This is a genomic window from Pseudomonas mucidolens (assembly GCF_900106045.1).
Classification (GTDB): domain Bacteria; phylum Pseudomonadota; class Gammaproteobacteria; order Pseudomonadales; family Pseudomonadaceae; genus Aquipseudomonas; species Aquipseudomonas mucidolens.
Genome location: NZ_LT629802.1, coordinates 2,739,270 through 2,760,708, shown reverse-complemented (window position 1 = coordinate 2,760,708; position 21,439 = coordinate 2,739,270). Strand labels below are relative to the sequence as shown.

The 21,439-nt window shown below is 60.4% G+C and carries 20 protein-coding genes; 9 read left to right on the top strand and 11 right to left on the bottom strand.

Annotation, left to right across the window (positions count from 1 at the left end):
- Window positions 1–41 precede the first annotated feature (41 nt).
- Window positions 42–680 (top strand): hypothetical protein, encoded by a 639-nt coding sequence (locus tag BLU75_RS12865; protein ID WP_084380058.1) that lies wholly within the window; start codon window positions 42–44, stop codon window positions 678–680.
- Between the two features lie 48 nt (window positions 681–728).
- Here the strand turns inward: BLU75_RS12865 and BLU75_RS12860 are convergent, their stop codons facing one another.
- Window positions 729–1,274, bottom strand: coding sequence for a hypothetical protein (locus BLU75_RS12860; protein ID WP_084380056.1), 546 nt, complete (start codon window positions 1,272–1,274; stop codon window positions 729–731).
- Window positions 1,275–1,442: 168 nt separating this feature from the next.
- Between BLU75_RS12860 and BLU75_RS12855 the strand changes: the two genes are divergently transcribed.
- From BLU75_RS12855 to BLU75_RS12825, 7 genes are all read left to right on the top strand, one after another.
- On the top strand, window positions 1,443–1,772 hold the full coding sequence (locus tag BLU75_RS12855) for a hypothetical protein (protein ID WP_084380160.1): 330 nt from the start codon (window positions 1,443–1,445) through the stop codon (window positions 1,770–1,772).
- A gap of 452 nt (window positions 1,773–2,224) precedes the next feature.
- On the top strand, window positions 2,225–3,193 hold the full coding sequence (locus BLU75_RS12850) for a Gfo/Idh/MocA family protein (RefSeq protein ID WP_084380055.1): 969 nt from the start codon (window positions 2,225–2,227) through the stop codon (window positions 3,191–3,193).
- Window positions 3,194–3,270: 77 nt separating this feature from the next.
- Window positions 3,271–3,888, top strand: a complete 618-nt coding sequence (gene lexA / locus BLU75_RS12845) for a transcriptional repressor LexA (RefSeq protein ID WP_084380054.1) — start codon at window positions 3,271–3,273, stop codon at window positions 3,886–3,888.
- Window positions 3,888–4,505 carry a translesion DNA synthesis-associated protein ImuA gene (gene imuA / locus BLU75_RS12840; RefSeq protein WP_084380053.1) on the top strand — a complete coding sequence of 206 codons (618 nt, stop codon included), beginning with the start codon at window positions 3,888–3,890 and terminating at the stop codon, window positions 4,503–4,505. Before lexA ends, imuA begins: the two co-directional genes overlap by 1 nt.
- 7 nt (window positions 4,506–4,512) lie before the next feature.
- The gene (locus BLU75_RS12835) at window positions 4,513–5,928 is read left to right on the top strand and encodes a Y-family DNA polymerase (RefSeq protein ID WP_084380052.1); all 1,416 of its coding nucleotides are present in this window, start codon (window positions 4,513–4,515) and stop codon (window positions 5,926–5,928) included.
- Window positions 5,904–9,002, top strand: coding sequence for an error-prone DNA polymerase (locus BLU75_RS12830; RefSeq protein WP_197676957.1), 3,099 nt, complete (start codon window positions 5,904–5,906; stop codon window positions 9,000–9,002). Before BLU75_RS12835 ends, BLU75_RS12830 begins: the two co-directional genes overlap by 25 nt.
- A 114-nt stretch (window positions 9,003–9,116) precedes the next feature.
- Complete coding sequence (locus BLU75_RS12825; protein ID WP_084380050.1) at window positions 9,117–9,344, top strand: DUF465 domain-containing protein; 228 nt, start codon at window positions 9,117–9,119, stop codon at window positions 9,342–9,344.
- A gap of 191 nt (window positions 9,345–9,535) precedes the next feature.
- Here the strand turns inward: BLU75_RS12825 and hglS are convergent, their stop codons facing one another.
- From hglS to BLU75_RS12810, 3 genes are all read right to left on the bottom strand, one after another.
- Window positions 9,536–10,906 (bottom strand): 2-oxoadipate dioxygenase/decarboxylase HglS, encoded by a 1,371-nt coding sequence (gene hglS, locus BLU75_RS12820; RefSeq protein ID WP_084380049.1) that lies wholly within the window; start codon window positions 10,904–10,906, stop codon window positions 9,536–9,538.
- A gap of 192 nt (window positions 10,907–11,098) precedes the next feature.
- Window positions 11,099–11,413 carry an SCP2 sterol-binding domain-containing protein gene (locus tag BLU75_RS12815; protein ID WP_084380048.1) on the bottom strand — a complete coding sequence of 105 codons (315 nt, stop codon included), beginning with the start codon at window positions 11,411–11,413 and terminating at the stop codon, window positions 11,099–11,101.
- Between the two features lie 56 nt (window positions 11,414–11,469).
- The gene (locus BLU75_RS12810) at window positions 11,470–12,180 is read right to left on the bottom strand and encodes a histidine phosphatase family protein (RefSeq protein WP_084380047.1); all 711 of its coding nucleotides are present in this window, start codon (window positions 12,178–12,180) and stop codon (window positions 11,470–11,472) included.
- 194 nt (window positions 12,181–12,374) lie between these two features.
- On the opposite strand from BLU75_RS12810, the gene sohB reads away from it, so the two are divergent.
- Window positions 12,375–13,397, top strand: a complete 1,023-nt coding sequence (sohB, locus tag BLU75_RS12805; RefSeq protein WP_084380046.1) for a protease SohB — start codon at window positions 12,375–12,377, stop codon at window positions 13,395–13,397.
- A gap of 637 nt (window positions 13,398–14,034) precedes the next feature.
- Here sohB and dhaL read toward each other — a convergent pair.
- The 7 genes from dhaL to BLU75_RS12760 all read right to left on the bottom strand — a co-directional run bounded on the left by dhaL (window position 14,035) and on the right by BLU75_RS12760 (window position 21,337).
- Window positions 14,035–14,679 carry a dihydroxyacetone kinase subunit DhaL gene (gene dhaL, locus BLU75_RS12790; protein ID WP_084378831.1) on the bottom strand — a complete coding sequence of 215 codons (645 nt, stop codon included), beginning with the start codon at window positions 14,677–14,679 and terminating at the stop codon, window positions 14,035–14,037.
- A gap of 3 nt (window positions 14,680–14,682) precedes the next feature.
- A complete protein-coding gene (locus BLU75_RS12785) occupies window positions 14,683–15,684 on the bottom strand; it encodes a dihydroxyacetone kinase subunit DhaK (RefSeq protein ID WP_084378830.1) in 1,002 nt (333 codons plus the stop codon).
- 46 nt (window positions 15,685–15,730) lie between these two features.
- Entirely contained in the window at window positions 15,731–16,846 is a 1,116-nt protein-coding gene (locus tag BLU75_RS12780) for an MDR/zinc-dependent alcohol dehydrogenase-like family protein (protein WP_084378829.1), read from the bottom strand.
- 26 nt (window positions 16,847–16,872) lie between these two features.
- Window positions 16,873–17,628: an SDR family oxidoreductase gene (locus BLU75_RS12775; protein WP_084378828.1), complete on the bottom strand. Its 756-nt coding sequence runs from the start codon at window positions 17,626–17,628 to the stop codon at window positions 16,873–16,875.
- Window positions 17,629–17,782: 154 nt separating this feature from the next.
- Window positions 17,783–18,793 (bottom strand): substrate-binding domain-containing protein, encoded by a 1,011-nt coding sequence (locus BLU75_RS12770; protein ID WP_084378827.1) that lies wholly within the window; start codon window positions 18,791–18,793, stop codon window positions 17,783–17,785.
- Window positions 18,794–18,848: 55 nt separating this feature from the next.
- Window positions 18,849–19,853, bottom strand: a complete 1,005-nt coding sequence (locus BLU75_RS12765) for an ABC transporter permease (RefSeq protein ID WP_084378826.1) — start codon at window positions 19,851–19,853, stop codon at window positions 18,849–18,851.
- A complete protein-coding gene (locus tag BLU75_RS12760; protein ID WP_084378825.1) occupies window positions 19,850–21,337 on the bottom strand; it encodes a sugar ABC transporter ATP-binding protein in 1,488 nt (495 codons plus the stop codon). Before BLU75_RS12760 ends, BLU75_RS12765 begins: the two co-directional genes overlap by 4 nt.
- Between the last annotated feature and the right edge of the window lie 102 nt (window positions 21,338–21,439).

The window sequence follows — 21,439 nt, the reverse complement described above, 5'->3', positions numbered from 1 at the left end:
ACTCCGGCCATGGAGACGCTCCATCAACTAAGGAAGTCGTAATGCACATTGGAAAAATGCTGGGGTTGGCCCTGATTATGTTGGGTATGGGTGGCTGCGCCAGCTTCACCAAGGACGAAGTCGCGCCAGTCAGCCTGCCATCAATGGCCAGCTTCGCCCATAAACCGAACGTCTACGTGGACTTTGATTTCTATCAGGGTGAACCGACTAACGCCGCTGCAGCTGAAGTGCCGCAGGCGCGAGATATGCTGCGGCCACAACTGCAAAAAATTCTCACCGATTCAGGCCTGTTCGGCCGCGTGACCCTGGATGAGTTCCAGAAACAGCCGGGTGACTACAACCTGCGCCTGAAGGTATACAACCATCCACCCAGCGGTGGTCAGATGGCGATGGCGTTCATCAGTGGCCTCACTTTTACCATTATCCCGGCACTGGGTACCGATCAGTACACCATGAGCCTGGAAACCCTGGACTCACAAGGTCAGGCGCTGAGCAAAGGCAGTAACCATGATGGAATCAATACCTGGATAGGTATCTGGTTTATCCCGATGATGGGTAACTCGCCCAAAGAAGCGGTGACCGATACCTTCACTCGCCAGGTCAATGCGCTGCTCAAACAGATGGTCGATAGCAAACAGTTGAAGTACTCAGCGCTGGATGCCGGCGTGCCACGGGCCTGATCGCCCGCTGTAAAAAAATGGGAGCCGGGTAACCGGCTCCCATTTTTTTTACTTGAGCGCTTTGATGAACAGCGGATCGCTGTACAACGACTTAAGCAAGTCACGCACCAGCGGGTTATAGGCATTTGCCGCGTTCGGGATAGCAATCGGTCCGAAGAACGAACTTGACCAGACGCTGCTCACTTCCTTGGTGGCGTCGAACACCACCGCATTATCCTTAAGCAGGGTAAAACGTGCGGCCAGTGTACCGTTGCCGGAGCCTACACCCGCTGTCAGGTCATTCTTGACCAGTAAGACGTCGAGACGACGAGGCGCCTGCGGATTCAGCAGGCCTGCCAGCTTGAGCTCTTGGGTGATAGCTGCCTGAACATGCTCGGGAATGCTGCCGTTGGGTGAACTGATTGGATTGGCCCGCACCATCAGCGAACCCTGGCCGGATGCGGCTGTGACGTTGGCCTGGCTGACAGGTTGCAGCGGTGGCGTTTGCTTGAGGCGCTGGACGTTATCGAAGTTGGGTTCGTATTGCGTCATGGTCACGCCACAACCTTGCAACAACAGCGCGAATAACGGAGCCAACAGTAGACACTTCTTCACGGCATTTCCTTGCGTGAGGGGAGAGAGAGGGCCGCGATTATGGTCAGGGTAGGGCGCAGCGGCAACAGCGGGTGCGGCCAATTCACCCAGAAGGCAATTTACTGGCCCCGCGCTTACAAAAGTTTCGTCAAAATCACTTTTATTTTCAGGTGGTTAGGCTGAATGCACATGCGCAATGTAAAAGTCACGCTGATTGCTTTGTCCCTGGTGAGCGGTTCGGTGTCTGCCCAAGGTAAAACGTTGCGCGAGGGCGATCGGTTCATGTGCAGTTGGGGCGCCGGTACTGCGGCCAGGGCTCAGGAGTTGAAACTGTCAGGTGTCTCGTTGTACGCCGCACGACAGAAAATTCAGACGTACAAGTTCAATAAATCCTGGATGCGCATGATGGCCATGGGCATCACCGAGCAGACTTACAACAGCTCGTCACGACTCAAACCGCCCGCCGTGCGTCAGAGTTTTTACGAAGAATGCGTGCGCTACAAACTGGCCCGTAAATAACCGCTTAATTAACCTGATATTTATTATGGGATTAACCTGGGATTGGCTAAAGTTGCACCAAAAAGAGGCAGTAAAGTTACCTTGATCCATGGAAAATATGTGGTTATTGAATGACTTAGAGATATTTTTAACTGACGAAAGGTCGCAAATTATCTTGTTACAAATTTGTTCAGTCGTTACTATAGCCAGGCGTTCACCTCCCACGGTTTATGCATTTTTAAATCCCAGGTTTCCATCAGCTACTTGGGATTTTTTTTGCCTGCGATTTGACCTTTACCTCCATTTTGGTCGTGGCATCCCGACTCAAGATCAGGTGTGATGAGGCGAATGATGGAAGTCTCGCCGCAGGGTTTTAAGCGTGTCATGTCCGGTCTGTGACAGGCACGCTGGAGGCGAGGCGGGAAAGCGCCGATACTGCCCCCACTGAAATAACACCCACGAAGGAGAGACAGATGAGCACTATCCGCTGGGGCATGATCGGCTGCGGCAGTGTCACTGAGCTTAAAAGTGGCCCGGCTTTCTACAAAGCGCCAGGTTCAGCGCTGGTGGCCGTCATGGGGCGTCGCGAAGTTGCGGTAAGCGATTATGCCGCCCGGCATGGCATTGCGCGGTATTACACCGATGCCCAGGCGCTGATCGAGGATCCGCAGGTGGACGCGGTGTACATCGCCACGCCCCCGGCCAGTCATCTGGAATACAGCCTGATGGTCGCGGCGGCCGGCAAACATTGCTGTGTCGAGAAACCGATGTCGCTGAACGCCGAACAAAGCGCGTTGATGCAACGCACCTTCGAGCGAGCCGGGTTGCATCTGTTTGTTTCTTATTACCGGCGCTCCTTGCCACGTTTCCAGCAAGTGCGCACGTGGCTGCAGGAAGGACGCATTGGCGAGTTGCGTCACTTGAGCTGGACCTTGTGCAAACCTGCGGCGCCGACGGATACCCAGGCCGGTAACTGGCGTACCGATCCGGCGATTGCCGGGGGTGGGTATTTTGCCGACCTCGCCAGTCATGGGTTCGACCTGTTCCAGTACTTGGCGGGGGATATTGTCGAGGTCGCGGGTTATACCGCGCGTCAGGCCGGTCGGTATGCGGCAGAAGATGCGGTCACCGCCTGTTGGAGCTTTGCCTCGGGGGCGCTGGGCATGGGCTGCTGGAACTTTGTGGCCGACCGACGCGAGGACCGGGCGGAGCTGATTGGCAGCCAGGGGCGCATCAGCTTTTCGGTGTTCGAGGAGCAGCCATTGCGGCTTGAGGGCGAAATCAGCGAAACCCTCGAAATTGCCAATCACCCCCATATTCAGTGGCACCATGTGCTGGGCATGAACGCGCATATTCGTGGTGAGAGCGTGCATCCGGCGCTGGCGATTGAAGCGCTGAAGACCGATCGGATCATGGATCGGGTGTTGCAGCGTAAGCCTTAGCCGTCGGTTTAGCGGGGTGCGACACCAGGTCAGCGCCGACTAGCGGCTATTGTCAGAAATTTCTTACAGGAGTACAAATGTACTCCATGACCACTCTGACTCCCCGCCGTACCGCCATCCTGACCTTCATTCGCGAGCGCATCGCGCTGCACGGTCAGTCCCCCAGCCTCGCCGAGATCGCCGAGGCATTTGGTTTTGCCTCGCGCAGTGTCGCCCGCAAGCATGTGCTGGCCCTGACCGAGGGTGGTTTTATCGAGGTCAACCCCAACCAGGCGCGGGGTATTCGTTTGCTCAACCAACCGCTACAGCCACAATGGCTGGACATTCCGGTGCTGGGCCGGGTGGCCGCTGGTTCGCCCATCGGTGCCGATGCCGAAGTCCATAACCGCCTGATGCTCGACCCGTCCACGTTCGCTCGGGTGCCGGATTACCTGTTGCGAGTCCAGGGCGATTCGATGATTGAGGACGGTATTCTCGATGGCGATCTGGTGGGCGTACGCCGCAGCGCCGATGCGCTGAACGGGCAGATTGTCGTGGCCCGCCTGGATGGCGAAGTCACCATCAAGCGTTTCGAGCGGGCTGGCGCGAGTATTCGCCTGTTGCCGCGTAACCCCGCTTATCAACCTATTGTCGTGCGCCCCGACCAGGACCTGGCCATTGAGGGGGTGTTCTGTGGCCTGGTGAGGCAAGGCTGATGGGCGCCGTGGTTGCACTGGACTCGCTGTTCAATGGTGGCCGGGTCTGGAAAGGCCGGCCGGCAGCGCCACCGGCCAGCGTTCATCCCACCGGGCTGGCGGCCCTGGATGCAGTGTTGCCCAGTGGCGGCTGGCCGGAGGCTGCGTTGAGCGAAATCCTGATCAGCCAGGAGGGCGTGGGTGAATTGCAACTGGTCTGGCCAACCCTGGCGCGGTTATCGGCGGCGGGAGAAAGGATTGTGCTGGTGGCCCCGCCTTATACTCCGTACCCCCATGCCTGGGCGAACGCCGGGGTGGACTTGCGCCAGCTGGCGCTGGTCCAGGCCGATGAGCACGAGGCATTGTGGGCTGTGGAGCAATGCCTGCGTTCCGGCAGTTGTGGGGCGGTGCTGTGCTGGCCGCGCAAGGCCGATGACCGAGCCCTGCGCCGTTTGCAGGTGGCCGCCGAAACCGGCCAGACCCTGGCCTTTGCCTGGCGCGCCATGAGCGAGGCGCTCAACCCGTCGCCGGCCGCCTTGCGCCTGGCTGTCGAGGCTCGGCCTGCGCAGGTGCGGGTACTCAAGTGCCGGGGCGGCCTGGCGCATCCCGCGCCGATTGCCTTGGCTGCCGGACACTGAGGTTGGCATGCGCTGGGTGTGTATTGTCTTCCCGCAATTGGCGTTGGACGCCGTGCAGCGCTTGCGTCCCGACCCGGATCAAGCGCTGGCGCTGTTGACTGGCACTCCGCAACGGCGGGTGTTGCAAACCGTTAATGACGCCGCCCGGGCGTTAGGCCTGCGTCCCGGCCAGTCGTTGACCGCGGCGCATGCCCTGACCAAGGCCTTCGCCTGTGCCGAATATGACCCTGTGGACATCGAGCACTGGCAGCAGTTTCTTGCCGCCTGGGCCTATCGTTTCAGTTCTCAGGTCAGCGTGTTTTACCCGCGTGCCTTACTCTTTGAAATCGAATCGAGCCTGGGCCTGTTTGGACCCTGGCCGCTGTTGGAAACGCGGTTGCGCAAGGAACTGACGGAGCTGGGCTTTCGCCACCGCATCGTCGCGGCCCCGAATCCGGCGGCTGCACGGGTACTGGCCAACGCTTACGATGGCCTCGCCGTGGCCGATGACCAGCGCTTGTGCCAAGTCCTCGGGCCCATCCCGATTGATCGCGCAGGTCTCGAGCCGCAGATCGCCAGCGCCTTGTCGCGTATGGGGCTGCGCACCCTGGCCCAGGTGCAGGCGTTGCCCCGGCATACCCTGGCCCGGCGGTTTGACGCCACGTTGCTCAAGCATCTGGATGCGTTATCGGGACAGCGCCCGCTGGCCCTGGGCTTCTACCAGCCGCCGGAGCGTTTTGATCTGCGCATCGAATTGAATTTCGATGTGCTGTCGCACCAGGCGCTGTTGTTTCCCTTGCGTCGCTTGACCAGCGATCTATCGGCCTTTCTCTGCGGTCGGGACAGCGGCGTGCAGCGTTTTGATCTGCACCTGGAGCATGCACAAGCACCGGATACGCGAATCAAGGTCGGCCTACTGAGTGCCGAGCGCGATCCGGCGATGTTGTTTGAACTGGCCCGTGGCCGTCTGGAGCACGTGCAAGTGAGCTCGCCGGTGCGCAACGTGCGCCTGGTGGCCGAGGACCTGCCGGTGTTTGTGCCCCAGCGCCAGGACCTGTTCGACGCGCGTGCGCAGCAAACCCTGGCGTGGGAGCAATTGCGCGAACGCCTGCGGGCGCGCCTGGGGGACGAGGCGGTGCAGGGCGTGCGCTTTCATGCCGACCATCGTCCTGAGTGCGCCTGGCAACCGGGCGCCGACAGCCGTGCGTGTCAGCCTTTGAGCCAGGTCCGGCGCCCCGGTTGGCTGCTGAATGAACCGACCGCGCTGGCCGAGCGGAGCGTGCAAATCCTGATGGGCCCGGAACGCATCGAGTCAGGTTGGTGGGATGGGGCCGATGTACGCCGTGATTACTACCTGATTCAGACCCGCAACGGTCAACAGGGCTGGGCTTTCCGCACTGTGGGCGAAGACAGCGGGTTATGGCTGCAAGGCTGGTTTGCATGAGCGAGCCCTATGCCGAGTTGCATTGCCTGTCCAATTTCAGTTTCCAGCGTGGCGCGTCCAGCGCACAGGAATTGTTCGAGCGCGCAAAACAGCAGGGTTATCAGGCCCTGGCAATCACCGACGAATGCACCTTGTCGGGTATTGTGCGGGCCTGGCAGGCGGCCAAGGCCGTCGACCTGAGGCTGATTGTCGGCAGCGAAGTGCGTCTGGAAAACGGCCCGAAACTGGTGTTGTTGGTGGAGAGTCTGGAGGGCTACCAGCACTTGTGCCGGCTGATTACCCTTGGTCGTCGTCGCGCTGAAAAAGGCCGCTATCGTTTGTTGCGCGAAGATTTTCTTGAGCCGGTGCCGGGGCTGCTGGTGCTGTGGGTGGCCGAGGAGAGGGATACCCAAGCCGACCGCGAATGGCTCTGCAAGACCTTTGTCGATCGATTGTGGCTGGCGGTGGAACTGCATTGCGCCCAGGACGATGCCCGCCGCCTGGCGCATTGCCTGGACCTGGCCGCCCACCTGCAAATCCCGGCTGTGGCCTGTGGCGATGTGCATATGCACGTGCGGGGCAGGCGTGCCTTGCAGGACACCATGATGGCTATTCGCCACCATGTTCCGCTGATCGAGGCTGGCCAACGTCTGTACCCCAATGGCGAGCGACACTTGCGCAGCCTGGAGGCCATACGAGCACTGTATCCACCGCAGTTGCTCGAGGAATCGGCGCGGATTGCCCGTCGTTGCCGTTTCGACCTCAGCCAACTGCGCTATCAATACCCCAGGGAGTTGGTGCCCGAAGGACAAACAGCGGCGTCATGGCTGCGCAGCTTGACCGAAGCAGGCATCGCCCGGCGCTGGCCCGAAGGCATTGATGCCAAGGCCCTCAGGCAGATCAACAGTGAGTTGGCGTTGATCGGCGAACTGGGTTACGAAAGTTACTTCCTCACCGTGCATGACATCGTGCGGTTTGCTCGCAGCCGTTCGATTCTCTGCCAGGGACGAGGGTCGGCGGCCAACTCGGTGGTGTGTTTTGCCCTGGGCATCACCGAAATCGACCCGAGCCGGATGAACATGTTGTTCGAGCGCTTCCTGTCCCGCGAGCGCAATGAGCCGCCGGATATCGACGTCGACTTTGAGCACGAGCGCCGTGAAGAGGTGCTGCAATACGTATTCCAGCGCTATGGCCGGACCCGTGCCGCACTGACGGCGGTGGTCAGCACCTACCACGGCGCCGGCGCGGTGCGCGATGTGGCCAAGGCCCTGGGTTTGCCACCGGATCAAGTCAACGCCCTGGCCGACTGCTGCGGGCGCTGGAGCGATGAAGCGCCGCCGCTGGAGCGCCTGCGCGAAGGCGGTTTCGACCCCGACAGTCCAGTGCTGCGGCGGGTGCTGAGCTTGACCCGGCAGTTGATCGGCTTCCCGCGCCATCTGTCCCAGCACCCCGGCGGCTTTGTGATTTCCGAGCAGCCGCTGGACACGTTGGTGCCGGTGGAAAACGCGGCCATGGCCGAGCGCACCATCATCCAGTGGGACAAGGATGATCTGGACGCCGTGGGCCTGCTCAAGGTCGATATCCTTGCCTTGGGCATGCTCAGCGCCATCCGTCGCTGCTTTGACCTGCTACGCCGGCATCGCAATCTCGACCTGACACTGGCCACGGTGCCCCCGGAAGACCCGGCGACCTACGCGATGATCAGCCGCGCCGATACCATTGGCGTGTTCCAGATCGAGTCCAGGGCCCAGATGTCCATGTTGCCGCGACTCAAGCCCAAAACGTTCTATGACCTGGTGATTCAAGTCGCCATCGTACGTCCCGGGCCGATTCAGGGTGGCATGGTGCATCCGTACCTGCGTCGGCGTAACAAGCAAGAGCTGGCCACTTATCCTTCGCCCGAACTGGAGACTGTGCTGGCGCGCACCTTGGGCATTCCGTTGTTCCAGGAGCAAGTGATGCAAATTGCGATTGTCGCCGCCGACTACAGTCCTGGCGAAGCTGACCAATTGCGCCGCTCGATGGCGGCCTGGAAACGGCATGGCGGCCTGGAGCCGCATCAGCACCGACTGCGTGCCGGCATGCTGAAAAACGGCTATACCGAAACCTTCGCCGCGCAGATCTTCGAGCAGATCAAGGGTTTTGGCAGCTACGGTTTCCCAGAGTCCCACGCCGCCAGTTTCGCCTTGCTGACCTATGCCAGTTGCTGGCTCAAATGCCATGAGCCGGCGGCGTTCGCCTGTGCCCTGATCAACAGTTGGCCCATGGGCTTCTACAGCCCGGACCAGATCCTGCAGGACACGCGCCGTCATCACTTGCAGATTCGTCCGGTGGACGTGAACGCCAGCGACTGGGATTGCAGCCTGGAACCGCTCGAGGGCCGGCAGCCGGCCCTGCGCATGGGGCTGCGGATGATCTCGGGTTTTCGCGAAGAGGATGCCCAGCGTATTGAAAAAGCCCGCCAGGCCTATGCCTTTCGGAACATTGTGGACCTGGGCGAACGCGCGCAACTGGACGCGCGTGCCCAGACGTTGTTGGCGGATGCCGGTGCCTTGCGCGGGTTGGTCGGGCATCGGCATCGGGCGCGCTGGGAAGTGGCCGGCGTGGAAAAACAGCTGGGGCTGTTTGCCGGGGTGCCGAGCCCCGAAGAATCGCCGGTCCAACTGCCTCGACCCACCGTGGGCGAAGACCTTTGCGCCGACTATGCCAGCGTCGGTACCACGCTGGGTCCACACCCGCTGGCGCTGTTGCGCGATGAGCTGCGGGCAAGGCGCTGTCGCAGTTCACAGGAACTGCTGGCGATGGAACATGGTCGCAACGTCAGCGTCGCCGGGCTGGTCACGGGGCGGCAGCGGCCCGGCACGGCCAGCGGCGTGACCTTCGTGACCCTGGAAGACGAATTTGGCAATGTCAATGTGGTGGTCTGGCGTGACCTGGCCGAACGTCAGCGCCAGGTGCTGGTGGGCTCGAGTCTGCTCAAGGTGGAGGGTCGCTGGGAAGCGGTGGGCGAGGTTCGCCACCTGATTGCCGGACGCTTGAGTGACCTGACACCCTTGCTGGCGGGGATCAATGTGCGCAGTCGGGATTTTCACTGAGGCTGGCCCGACGCAGGGGCAGGGCAAAGGAATTGCCCCTGGACATGACAAGCACCCGTCGAATGGGCTAGCTTCAACCTGTACCAGTCATTGAGCCACTTGCGGAGGTACTTCATGCCAGTGAAACACGATCTGTATCAGGATTTGGGGTTGAACAAAGACGATGTTCAGCAACGCAGGATGAGTAACAGCCGTTTGGATGTGTTACTCACTCAATACGATGCCGCCGACAAGGAGGTGGTGGACGCCGAATCCGCAAGTGCCAACGATGATGATGTGGAGAAACTGAAGAAGAAACGCTTGTTGATCAAAGACAAGATCGTCGATCAACTCGGCGCCTGAGTGCCGTCTCCTCTGTAGCCTACCGAGTGAAACGATACGGTGGGACGGCTACGGAGGAGCGCCCAGTTTTGTTCAGAATTGTCACAAGGACAGCGGCGCTACTGCTGTCTATCATACCCACCGTTCGCCCGACCCTGGGGCACGTCAACTGCGCAAGGATTGCGCAATAGTGTCGGGCGAACTCTTTTCTGCTACGCCAACAGTGTTTTCAAGCAGGTATCGATTGAGCGCTGTTGAGTGTCTGCATACAGCGTCAACTCATCGATTGTCTGGCGCCCCAAGGCGTGTTCAAACTCGGCCTGATTGGCGTTGACGCCATAGTCAGACTGCGTCGCATCTCCCAGGTTTGACTGGAAAATTCCCGCTGCGCTGACGGGCAGAAAGTCCTCATATACCAAAGGTTCGAGATCCACGTGGCCGGCCTCGATCAGCCCGTCCAGGTTGCGCGGTCGTTGCCCTTGGGCGGCGCGACCCTGGTCGGTGACGAAGTAGCGAAAGAACGCCAGCCCTTGTTCGCGCATTGACCGGTAATCATCCGGGAATGCCTGGAAGTGTTGCGCCATCAACTCGCTGTAGCGCCCGGCGTTGGCCTCATTGGGAAAGGCGCCCAACTCATCTCGCGCGGCATTTAACAAGTGGTCGTACAGCGCCCGCCCCTTGGGGGTAAGCGCCACGCCGCGTTGTTCAATCTCCCCGAAACGCGCGCTGTGACGGCCTTGTGCATCGGTAAAGGTAATGACTTCGTCGAGTGCCTTGAAGCTGGTTTGCCGCAGCAGGATCGGGCATTGACGGCGCGGTGGGCCTTCGATCACCGCCTTGGGGGTGATGCCCTTGCCGGGCATCTCGGCTTGCACGCGGTCGATGTCCAGGGTGCGTGGGGTCAGGTGGTTGATGTGCGGCCCCCTGAACGCCACGACATCAGCGATCAAGCGGTGCTGGTCGCTCAATTGCTGATACTGCGCAGCGCTGACAGTGGCGGTGTGATGCCAGCGGAAGGTTTCCAGCGCTTGCAGAATAAATTCATCGGCATCGTGGCTGTCGAGACCGCCGTCGGTTTCTGCCTGTTCGATCAGCGCCATGGCGCGCGGGGTGAAGATCGAGCGCTGGTCCAGGGCGGCCTGGGCAAACGCCCGCAGCTCGAGGTTTTCGATCAGTTCCAGGCGCAGCAGCGAAGTGAAGACGCGAAACGGGCTGTTCTGTAACGCGTTTTCATGCACGGCGCGAAAGGCGGTGGAATGCACCGGTACGCCGGCGGGCGTCAGGTCGTAATACCCCACCGGTTGCATGCCCATTACCGCAAACAGACGACTGATGGTGGCCAACTCAGAGGCGGTGCCCAGGCGAATGGCGCCGTGGCGCTCCCTGTCCAGGCGTTGGATTTCTCCGCTGCGCTGAAGTTGCCGAGCCAAGTCGGTGTCCGTCGCCAGTACCTGTGCATTGGTTTCGGCCACCAGATCCAGCAGCGCGCCATACAGCGGCACCTCGGCGCGGTACATGTCGGACATGGCTTTGGAGAAGCCTTTGCGAATGTCGTCGGGGCTGACATGGCGAGAGGTCGACATAGAAAAATTCCTGGCTGCACTAATGAAGGATTGGGCCGTCAACCAGATTTTGTTGGGCGTCGCCTTTGGGTGCAAACGAAGATTCCTCTGGACTTCATTCTGCAAATGAATGAGTGAGGCACGCAGGTTTTTCGACAGCAAAAAAATCCCGCCTGGGTAGGCGGGATTTGGTCGATCCAGGGTTGCCCTGAATCAGGCCGGGAACAGCTCGCTCAGCTTCATCGCCAGCATCATGTCGCCTTCGGTGCGCAGCTTGCCGCCCATGAAGGCCTGCATGCCGTCGGTTTCACCGCTGACGATGCCTTTCATGGTGTCAGCGTCCATGACCAGCGTGACTTGAGCGTCAGGATTTTCGCCTTCCAGCAGTTCACAGGTGTTGTTTTTAACAACCAGCGAGAAGTTCTGGGTGTCATCGATACGGAAACCGAACACCAGGTCCAGGCCGTCAGCAGCGGCTGGGTTGAATTTGGCTTTCATTGCTTCTACGGCTTTAGCTACGTCAGTCATGGTTCGATCCTTTTAGGGGTGGTGCCAGTGACCTCGAGGTCACGGTTGGCCGCAAATCATCGGAAAGTGATGAGCTGCGGCGCCTTCAACAGTTGCAGGTGGGTATGACTATTGAAGGAAGCCAGTGCCACCTCGCGCCCACGGAACTTCAAGTGGTTGAGCGAGGTGTTAACAATTTGCCAGTTCAATTCGAAGGCCTGGGTGGCAGGCATTCGGGTAATCAGGTGGAGCAGGGCGGTGATGGTGCCGCCGGAGGTAAACACGGCGATCTTGTGGGTGCTGTCGGCCGTCTCGAGCAGGCGTTGCAAGCCGCCCTGGACCCGTTCGACAAAACCCAGCCAGCTTTCCAGCCCCGGAGTGTCATACGTGCCGCTGAGCCAGCGCTCGACGATCAGCGCGAAGATGCGCTGGAATTCGCCACGGTTTTGCGCGGCATTGCGCAGGATATCCAGGGCTTCGGGCTCGCTGTCGAGCAAGTCCGGAAGTAGCGCGCGGATAATTGCGTCGGCGTCGAATTCGTTGAACGCGCTGTCGATTTCCAGTTCGGGAACCGTGAGGCCTTGAGCACTATAGGATTCGAAAGCCGCATTGGCCGTGTGTTGCTGGCGACGCAGATCACCCGACACGCAGCGGTCGAACGTCAGGCCCAGATCCGCCAGGTGGCTGCCGAGCACTTGCGCCTGCTGCACACCGATTGGCGACAGCACGTCGTAGTCGTCTGCACCGAAGGAGGCCTGGCCATGTCGAATCAAATAGATGCTGCCCACGTCCGTTCACCCGGTACGTTGAAAGTCTGGCGAGATTATGAGGATGCCGGGAAGCTGTCAATGAAAAAACATACGCTTGTTTTAAAAGCTCGTTAGAGGCCCGTTGTCAGGGGTTTCACTGCTGGCTCCCCGACGATGCCGTCGGTATGCTTGGGGCGATCCGCGCCTGGCGCACCGAATCTTGAAGGAGTCTTATGGAGTTTTTGGCTGAGTACGCCAGTTTTCTGGCTAAAACCGTCACGTTGGTGGTCGCCATCCTCGTGGTGCTGGTCAGTTTCGCCGCGCTGCGCAGCAAAGGTCGGCGCAAGCATGCGGGTCAACTGCAGGTGAGCAAGCTCAACGATTTCTACAAAGACCTGCGTGAGCGCCTGGAGCAGACCTTGCTCGACAAGGATCAACTCAAGGCTTTGCGCAAGACCCAAAGCAAGTCCGAAAAAAAGCAGAAGAAAACCCCCGAGATCAAACCCCGGGTGTTCGTTCTGGATTTCGACGGTGATATCAAAGCCTCGGCCACCGAGAGTCTGCGCCATGAAATCACCGCGCTGCTGAGCCTGGCCACGCCCAAGGATGAAGTAGTGTTGCGCCTGGAAAGCGGCGGTGGCATGGTCCACAGTTACGGCCTGGCGTCGTCGCAACTGGCACGTATCCGCCAGGCGGGTGTGCCGTTGACTGTGTGCATCGACAAGGTCGCGGCCAGCGGCGGCTACATGATGGCGTGCATCGGCGAGAAGATCATCAGTGCGCCGTTTGCCATCCTCGGTTCGATTGGCGTGGTGGCCCAGCTGCCCAACGTCAACCGTCTGCTGAAAAAGCACGACATCGACTTCGAAGTGCTGACCGCCGGGGAATACAAGCGCACCTTGACGGTGTTTGGCGAAAACACCGAGAAGGGCCGGGAGAAGTTCCAGGAAGACCTGGACATCACCCATCAACTGTTCAAGAACTTTGTGTCACGCTATCGCCCGCAACTGGCGATTGATGACGTCGCCACTGGCGAGGTCTGGCTCGGGGTCGCGGCACTCGACAAACAACTGGTGGACGAGCTGCAGACCAGCGACGAATACCTGGCCAGCAAGGCCAAGACCGCCGAACTGTTCCACCTGCACTATGCCGAGCGTAAAAGCCTGCAAGAGCGGGTTGGCCTGGCTGCCAGCGGCTCGGTGGACCGGGTGTTGTTGACCTGGTGGAGCCGCCTGACCCAGCAGCGGTTCTGGTAAGCCCGGTCAAGTTCAAGACGGTATTTACGGGGGGGGGCGGCCTGATCTTCTGCGAGCGTGCCTCCTTTCTGTAGGAGCGAGCTTGCTCGCGAAGATCGTTAACGATGACGCGGGGAATCTGACCCCCCGAGGCGATCTCAGGTTTTTCGCGAGCAAGCTCGCTCCTACAGAAGGCGGCTCTGCTTTTGATCGTGATCTCAAGTTCAAGACAGTATTTACGGGAGGCGGCCTGATCTTCTGCGAGCGTGCCTCCTTTCTGTAGGAGCGAGCTTGCTCGCGAAGGTCGTTAACGATGACGCGAGAAATCTGACACCCCGAGGCGATCTCAGGTTTTTCGCGAGCAAGCTCGCTCCTACAGAAGGTGGCTCTGCTTTTGATTGTGATCTCAAGTTCAAGACAGTATTTACGGGAGGCGGCCTGATCTTCTGCGAGCGTGCCTCCTTTCTGTAGGAGCGAGCTTGCTCGCGAAGGTCGTTAACGATGACGCGGGAAATCTGACACCCCGAGGCGATCTCAGGTTTTTCGCGAGCAAGCTCGCTCTTACAGAAGGTGGCTCTGCTTTTGATCGGCCCCGTTAAACCACGCTGCCTGCCTGCGGGTACACCGAGCCTGAGCGAGGTGCCGAGTGGTGTGCCGGCTAACACAAACGCGGCTGCACCGAATCCGCCAGCCGCGTCAGGATCAAGCAGCACGACACCGCCCCGGCATCCAGCACGCCCAGCGAACGCTCTCCCAGCCGGCTGGCCCGGCCGATTTTCGCTATCAGGTCCTTGGTCGAGTCGCGCCCTTGGGAAGCCGCGCTTTTCATCTTTTCCAGCGCGTCATTGAAGGGGGCACCAGAGGCGTGTGCTTGTTCAAAGGCCTCCACCGCCGGAATCAAGGTGTCCATCAGGCACTTGTCGCCCACGCCGGCTTCGGTGATGTCCTGCAACGATGTGAGGCCGCCGCGCAGCAAACGGGCAAAGGTCGCGGCGTCGATATTTTCGCTGGCACGTACTTCGTCGGCCATGCCGATAAACAGGCTGCCGTACAAGGGGCCCATGGAGCCACCGATGCCCTCCATCAGGCTCAAGGTCAATTCATCCAGCGCTTCGGCCAGCGTCAGTTGCCGACCTTCAAGGGTACGGCCGCAATGGGCAAAACCCTTGGCCATATTGATGCCGTGGTCACCGTCGCCAATCGCGCCGTCGACTTCACTGAGGTATTCACGGTTGGCGACGATCACGCTCACCAGATCAGTCACGATGGCGCTGCCCTCTCGGGTAGAGAAATGCTGGCTCATGGGTCAGTCCTCCTGGGTCATGCCGATGGCGCGGCAGGGTTGGTCGATCAGGGTTTTCAGTTCGGCGTCCAGGCCCAGCAGGGTCAGAGTGACGCCCATCATTTCCAGGGAAGTGAAGTAGTTGCCGACATAACAGCGATGAATCTTCAGTCCCTTTGTCTTGAGCTGGCGCTCGACTTCCGCGTAGAAGATGTACAGCTCCATCACCGGCGTCGCTCCCAGGCCTGAAACCAGCACCACCACGCTGTCGTCCTGGCTGAAATCGCGGTCGGCGAGAATCGGCGCCAGCATGCGCTCGGCCATGGCGGCAGCAGACTCGATGGGGATTACTTCGATTCCCGGTTCGCCGTGGTGGCCGATGCCCAACTCCATCTGGCCGTCCGGGATCTGGAAGTTCGGCTTGCCCACTGCGGCAATGGTGCAGGGTGTGAGGCCGACGCCAATGGAGCGACAATGATCGACGGCTTTCTGGGCAACGCGAATCACTCCGCCCAGGTCGTAGTGCTGTGCGGCGGCGGCCCCTGCGACTTTCCACATGAAAATCTCCCCGGCCACGCCACGACGCTTGGCGATATCGGCCTTGGGCGCCGAAGCCACGTCGTCGTTGGCGACCACGGTGCGGATCTGCATGTCCTTGCTGGCAGCCATTTTCATCGCCAGCTTCACGTTCATATTGTCGCCGGCATAGTTGCCGTACAGGCAGGCCACGCCGGCACCGTGATCGGCGACGCGGAAGGCGTCGAAAAAGCTCTTGGCGGTCGGCGAGGAGAAAATTTCGCCAACGGCTACCGCGTCCACCAGGCCGGGGCCGACATAACCGAGGAAGGCCGGCTCATGACCGGATCCGCCGCCGGTCACGATGCCCACCTGGCCCCGACGGGAAGGCTTGGCTTTGCTGATGACCCGTGGATTGGTATCGCTTTGACGCAGCTCGGGGTGTGCGACCAGAATGCCGCGCAGCATGTCTTCGACCACTTGATCCGGATCGTTTATCACTCGATTCATAACGCGGGTTCCTGTGTTCTTGTTTTGAGTGGGGGTGTAGGACACATCAAGGTTCGAGGACGACTTTGAGCGACTTGTCCCCGCGTTCCATCACCGCGAACGCCTCCTTGAAATCCGCCAATGCAAACTTGTGGGTCACCACGTCGCGCATGTCGATCTTGCGCTTGGCGATAAAGTCGATGGCCCTGGGGTACATATACGGGCCCAGGTGCGAGCCGAGAACATCCAGTTCCTTGCGGTCGCCGATGATGGACCAATCGACAGTGGCTTCGTCGTTGAAGACGCTGAATTCGACAAAACGCCCGAGCTTGCGCAGCATGGCCAAACCCTGGTTCACCGCCTTGTGGTGTCCGGTGGCTTCGATATAAATGTCGCAACCATAACCGTCGGTGATCGCGCGGATCTTCGCCAGCACATCGACTTCAGCCGGGTTCCACACTTCGTCGGCGCCCATGCGCAACGCCAGTTCCGCGCGCTCGGGTTTCATGTCGAGGACGATCAGTCGTTTCGGGTTGCGCATGCGTACCGCCCCGATGATCCCAAGCCCCAGGGTGCCGGCCCCGGCGACCACCACCACGTCATCGAAATCGACATTCGCCCGCTCGGCGGCGTGCAGTGAGCAGGCCAGTGGTTCGATCAGGATCGCTTCGTCCGGGGCGATGGCGTCCGGCACCTGATGGATGATGCCTTCCTTGGTGAAGATCATGTATTGGGCCATGGCGCCCTGCACGTTGTTCTGGAAGCCGTAGAGGTCGTGTTTCTGGCACATCCAGTACTGGCCATGGTTGCAGAAGCGGCAACCCCAGCACGGTACGATCTGCTCGGAGATTACCCGGTCACCGATCTTCACCCCACGCTTTTCGGCGCCAGGGCCGAGGGCTACCACGCGGCAGACGAACTCGTGGCCGGGAATCATCGGTGGCTTGACGTAGCGGGGCTGCTCGGCGTCGCCCCAGAACGAGGGCGCGCCACGATAAGTCTTGATATCGCCCATGCAAATGCCACACAGCTCGACTTTGGTGAGGATTTCGTCGGGGCCGGGCGTCGGTACGTCGACGGTTTCCAGGCGATAGTCTTCCGGGCCATGGCAGACCACGGCCTGCATGGTTTTGGGGATGAGCGGATTGAGTTGTTCGGTAGTGCGTTCGGTAGCGGTGGACATGACGGGCCCTCACGACAAAAGATGAATTACTGAATGCTGTAACCGCCGTCAATCACCACGTTTTCGCCGGTGATCATCTTTGCGGCGTCACTGAGCAGGTACAGCGTCAGTCCGGCAATTTCGTCCGGCTGGGCAAAGCGGCCCGCCGGAATCTGCAATTTGGCGCGCTCGCCTACCTCGCCGGCCCAGGCTTTTTTGCCCAGGGCGGTTTCAACGATGGTGGGGGAGATGGCGTTGACGTTGATGTGCGGCGCCCACTCCATGGCGAGCACTTTGGTCATGCCGACAATCGCCGCCTTGCTCGCGCAGTAGGCGACATGGCGATCCAGGCCGATAACGGCGGCCTGGGAGGCCAGGTTGACGATGCGCCCGCTGCCCTGGGCCAACATATGCCGGGCGCAGGCCTGGGCCACGAAAAAGCTGGCCTTGAGGTTGATATCGAGCGTGGTGTCCCAGGCGTTTTCGCTGACATCGATGGCCTTTTCCAGCACCACTACGCCGGCGCTGTTGACCAGGTAATCCAGGCGTTTGAAGTGATCGAACACGTAGTCGACGCTGCTTTGCAGTTGATCAAGCTGGCGCAGGTCAACGGCAATGCCGATATGTCCGGTGCCGAGGCTGGCGGCGACGTCGACTACGGCGGGGTCACGGTCGAGCAAGGCGACGCGCGCGCCGCGTTCCACCAGCAAGCTGGCGCAGGCCAGGCCAATCCCGGCGGCCCCGCCGGTGATCACCGCGCAGCGGCCGGTGAGGTCGAAGGCCTGATTCCAGAATCCAGACATTGGGTTGACTCCATTTTCAAAAACAGTGGCGACCAAATGTGGGAGCGGGTTGGCTCGCGAAGCGGTGTGTCAGATGGCCGATCAGTTGGCTGCTCGACTGCTATCGCGAGCCAGCCCGCTCCCACATTTGGAGTGCATTTACAGGTTGGAACCGTTACTTGCCGCCGATGACCTGTTGATACAGCGCATCCGCATTCGCGTTGGTCACCGGTACCCACGGCAGGATGTAGCTGGTGGCGGTACCGTCAGCCCACTTCACGTCTTTGGCATACCGCTCCCAGATCACCGAGCGAGGCTTGTAGTCCTTGCCGGCCAGTTGGCGTAGGGCGACGTCGAGGGCGCCCTGGGATTGAGCCTGGGCGTCTTGCAGGAAGGTGGTGACTTCATCCTTCTTCGCGGCCTGGATCGCATCCGGCATGCCGTCGATGGAGGTCACCGGGACTTCGGCAGGCGTCAAGCCACGGGACTTCACCGCTTGCAGGGCGCCAAGAGCCATGTCGTCGTTTTGCGCGATGATTCCCGAGATGCCGCCATTGGGGTGAGCATTGAGCCAATCCTCGGTCAGGGACAGGGCTTCGGCGCGGGACCAGTTGGCGGTCTTCATCTCGATGATCTTGATGCCTGGGTGTTTTTTCAGCACTTCCATTTCGCCGCGTTCCCGGTCGATCTGGGCTGACTGGCCGATCGGCCCCTGAATGATCGCAACGTTGCCCTTGCCCTTGAGCTTGTCGACCATGGCCTGCGCCTGGAGGCGACCGCCCTCGACATCATCGTTACCCACATAGGGCACTTTAGGGTCCGCCAGCTTGGCATTGGAGGCGATTACCGGAATGTCTTCGGCCATGGCGCGTTTCACGGTACCGATGCCGGCCTTGGTATCGATGGGCACGAACAGGATCGCGTCGAAGCGCTGGGTGATCATGGTTTCGATCTGGTTGTTCTGGGTCAGCGCGTCGTAATTGCCGTCGAACACGGTGATTTGCACGCTGCCGTCCTTGACCGCCGGGTGCTCCTTGAGCTCGCGGACCCAGTTCTGCATGAATTGTCCCTTGAGCCCGTAGACGGCGGCGCCGATCTTGTAAGGCTTGCCTTCGGCGGCCAGGGTGACGCTGCTGGCGAGCAGGGTAAGGGCCGCGACAGCGGCAAAGGATGTAGCGAATTTCATGATGAGAACTCCGTTTATTGTTGTGGTCGTTCAGTTCGTTTCAGAGGAAAAGCGACTAGCGTTTTTTCTTGCGCCACACGTCAATCAACACCGCGAGCACGATGATCAGGCCCTTGGCGACCTGCTGGTAATAAGAGGACACGCCGAGCAGGTTCAGGCCGTTGTTGATGACCCCGATCAGCAGCGCGCCGAACAAGGTGCCGACGATGCTGCCGGTACCACCGGACAGGCTAGTGCCGCCAATCACCACGGCGGCAATTGCATCCAGTTCATAAGACATGCCGGCCTGGGGCAGGGCGGAGGTGGTGCGTGCCGCCAGCACCACGCCCGCGAGGCCGGCCAGCAACCCGGAGACCACGTACACCGAGAACGTCACCTTGCGCACGCCGATCCCGGAGGTGCGGGCGCTCTTCTCGTTGCCGCCTACCGCGTAGATGTAGCGTCCGTACGTGGTGTAGCGCAGCACCATCCAGAAGATCAGCGCGACCACCGCGAAGATGATCACCGGTACGCCAATCGGCCCGAGCTTGCCGATACCCAGCGCGAGATAGGCGTCGGGCAGGTCGGTGACCGGGCTGCCGTCGTTGAGAATGAAGGTCATGCCACGGGCGATGCTGAGCATGCCCAGGGTCGCGACAAAGGGTGGGATTGACAGGTTCGCGACCATAAAGCCATTGACCATCCCCAGCATGGCGCCGGCAAACATTCCCGCGCTGACGGCTGCCAGCAAACCGTGGCCTTGAGTGACGACCAGCGCGCTGCACAGGCCGGCGAAGGCCAGGATCGAGCCGACCGAAAGATCGATGCCCTTGGTCAGGATCACATAGGTCATGCCCACGGCGAGGATGCCGTTGATGGAGGTCTGGCGCAGGATATCCATCCAGTTGCGCCAGGTCATGAAGTACTCGCTGGAAAAGGCCATCACCACGCACAGCAGGATAAACACCAGCGGCAGGCCAAAGCGGTCGAGGGACAGGCGCAGACGGCTGCGCGGGGCGGCAGCGACAGGCGAGGTGGGTGGGGTGGCGGTTTTTGGCGTAGACAGTGTTTTGGCATTCATGAGGCAAGACTCAACAAGGCTTCCTGGGAAAGGGCGGTGTCGCTGCTGATGGTCACCAGCCTGCCACCTTTGAATACCGCGATGCGGTCGCTCAGGTGCAGCAGCTCCGGCGCTTCCGACGACACCACGATGGCTGCGCCGCCGGCGCGCACGAACTGGTCCAGCAGGTGGTAGATCTCTTGCTTGGCGCCTTCATCGATGCCGCGGGTAGGTTCATCGCACAGCAGGCAGATCGGTTGGGTCGACAGGCATTTGGCGAGCACGACTTTCTGCTGGTTGCCGCCGCTCATGGAGGCCACTGGCAGATCCAGCGAGGTGGTTTTGATCTGCAGGCGCTTGACCATGTCCTGGGCCAGCTGATTTTCCTTGCGGGCATTGATCAGCGACCAGCTCGACAGCTGTTTGTAGGCCGACAGTGCGATGTTGGAAAGAATGCTGGCGCTGAGCACCAGGCCGCTTTCCTTGCGATCTTCGGTGACCAGTGACATGCCGGCGCGGATGCTTGCCTTGGGCTCGCCGATGGGCATTGGCTTGCCTTGCAGCGTCATGCTGCCGGAGTCCGGGGTGGTCAGGCCGTAGACGCAGTTGAGAAATTCGCTGCGCCCCGACCCCATCAAGCCATAAATACCGAGGATTTCGCCCTGGCGCAGTTGCAGGCTGACGTCCTGGAACTCGCCGGCACGGCTCAGGCCGTTAACATCGAGGCAGTAATCGGTGGTGCATTCTCGACCGACCTTGTGGTCGATGCGCGTCAATTCCTGACCAACGATGCCGCGTACCAGATGGACATGGTCGATATCGGCCATGCGCCCGGTTTCGACGAAGGCGCCGTCACGAAAGATGCTGTAGTCGTCGGCAATCTGCGCCAGTTCGCTGAGGCGGTGGGACACATACACGATGCCGGCGCCGCGGGCTGTGAGGCGACGGATGGCCTTGAACAAGGTTTCGGCTTCGCGCTCGCCGATGGCTGAGGTCGGCTCGTCCATGATCATGACCTGACAGTCATGACTGAACGCCTTGGCGATCTCCACCAGTTGAATCTGCGCCACGCTCAAGCGGTGCATGGGGAGGCTGGCGTCGACGTCGAACTCCAGGCTTTCCAGCAGTTCGCGAGTGCGCAAATAGAGTGCCTTGCTGTCGACGATGCAACCGGCGCGGCGCGGCTCGCGGCCCAGCCAGATGTTCTCGGCGACGCTCATGTAGGGGATCGGCTCCAGCTCCTGGGTGATCATCGCAATCCCTGCCGCCAACGCTTCGCTCGGGCGATTGAACTGCACCGGCGTACCGTTGAGCAGAATGCTGCCGGCATCTCGTTGAGTGATGCCCATCAAGATACTGAGGAAGGTGGATTTGCCTGCGCCGTTGCCACCGCACAGGGCGTGCACGCTGCCGGCTCGCAGCGAGAGTCGGCCGTCGCGCAGGGCGGGGATGCCGGCGTAGGCCTTGGCGACATGTTCAGCCTGGAGCAGTAATGGCGTGGCCATTGGCGTGTCCTCGTGCTGTGAATTCTTATTAGGTCTGCGGTCGTGTGATCATATGTGTATCAAATGAAATTCTGATCAGTCAATCTCTTTCACTTGAAAGTT

Coding starts and splice junctions, on each gene's coding strand:
- BLU75_RS12865 (WP_084380058.1), top strand. CDS start 42: ATGCACATTGGAAAAATGCTGGGGTTGGCCCTGATTATGTTGGGTATG.
- BLU75_RS12855 (WP_084380160.1), top strand. CDS start 1,443: ATGCGCAATGTAAAAGTCACGCTGATTGCTTTGTCCCTGGTGAGCGGT.
- BLU75_RS12850 (WP_084380055.1), top strand. CDS start 2,225: ATGAGCACTATCCGCTGGGGCATGATCGGCTGCGGCAGTGTCACTGAG.
- lexA (WP_084380054.1), top strand. CDS start 3,271: ATGTACTCCATGACCACTCTGACTCCCCGCCGTACCGCCATCCTGACC.
- imuA (WP_084380053.1), top strand. CDS start 3,888: ATGGGCGCCGTGGTTGCACTGGACTCGCTGTTCAATGGTGGCCGGGTC.
- BLU75_RS12835 (WP_084380052.1), top strand. CDS start 4,513: ATGCGCTGGGTGTGTATTGTCTTCCCGCAATTGGCGTTGGACGCCGTG.
- BLU75_RS12830 (WP_197676957.1), top strand. CDS start 5,904: ATGGCTGCAAGGCTGGTTTGCATGAGCGAGCCCTATGCCGAGTTGCAT.
- BLU75_RS12825 (WP_084380050.1), top strand. CDS start 9,117: ATGCCAGTGAAACACGATCTGTATCAGGATTTGGGGTTGAACAAAGAC.
- hglS (WP_084380049.1), bottom strand. CDS start 10,906: ATGTCGACCTCTCGCCATGTCAGCCCCGACGACATTCGCAAAGGCTTC.
- BLU75_RS12815 (WP_084380048.1), bottom strand. CDS start 11,413: ATGACTGACGTAGCTAAAGCCGTAGAAGCAATGAAAGCCAAATTCAAC.
- sohB (WP_084380046.1), top strand. CDS start 12,375: ATGGAGTTTTTGGCTGAGTACGCCAGTTTTCTGGCTAAAACCGTCACG.
- dhaL (WP_084378831.1), bottom strand. CDS start 14,679: ATGAGCCAGCATTTCTCTACCCGAGAGGGCAGCGCCATCGTGACTGAT.
- BLU75_RS12785 (WP_084378830.1), bottom strand. CDS start 15,684: ATGAATCGAGTGATAAACGATCCGGATCAAGTGGTCGAAGACATGCTG.
- BLU75_RS12780 (WP_084378829.1), bottom strand. CDS start 16,846: ATGTCCACCGCTACCGAACGCACTACCGAACAACTCAATCCGCTCATC.
- BLU75_RS12775 (WP_084378828.1), bottom strand. CDS start 17,628: ATGTCTGGATTCTGGAATCAGGCCTTCGACCTCACCGGCCGCTGCGCG.
- BLU75_RS12770 (WP_084378827.1), bottom strand. CDS start 18,793: ATGAAATTCGCTACATCCTTTGCCGCTGTCGCGGCCCTTACCCTGCTC.
- BLU75_RS12765 (WP_084378826.1), bottom strand. CDS start 19,853: ATGAATGCCAAAACACTGTCTACGCCAAAAACCGCCACCCCACCCACC.
- BLU75_RS12760 (WP_084378825.1), bottom strand. CDS start 21,337: ATGGCCACGCCATTACTGCTCCAGGCTGAACATGTCGCCAAGGCCTAC.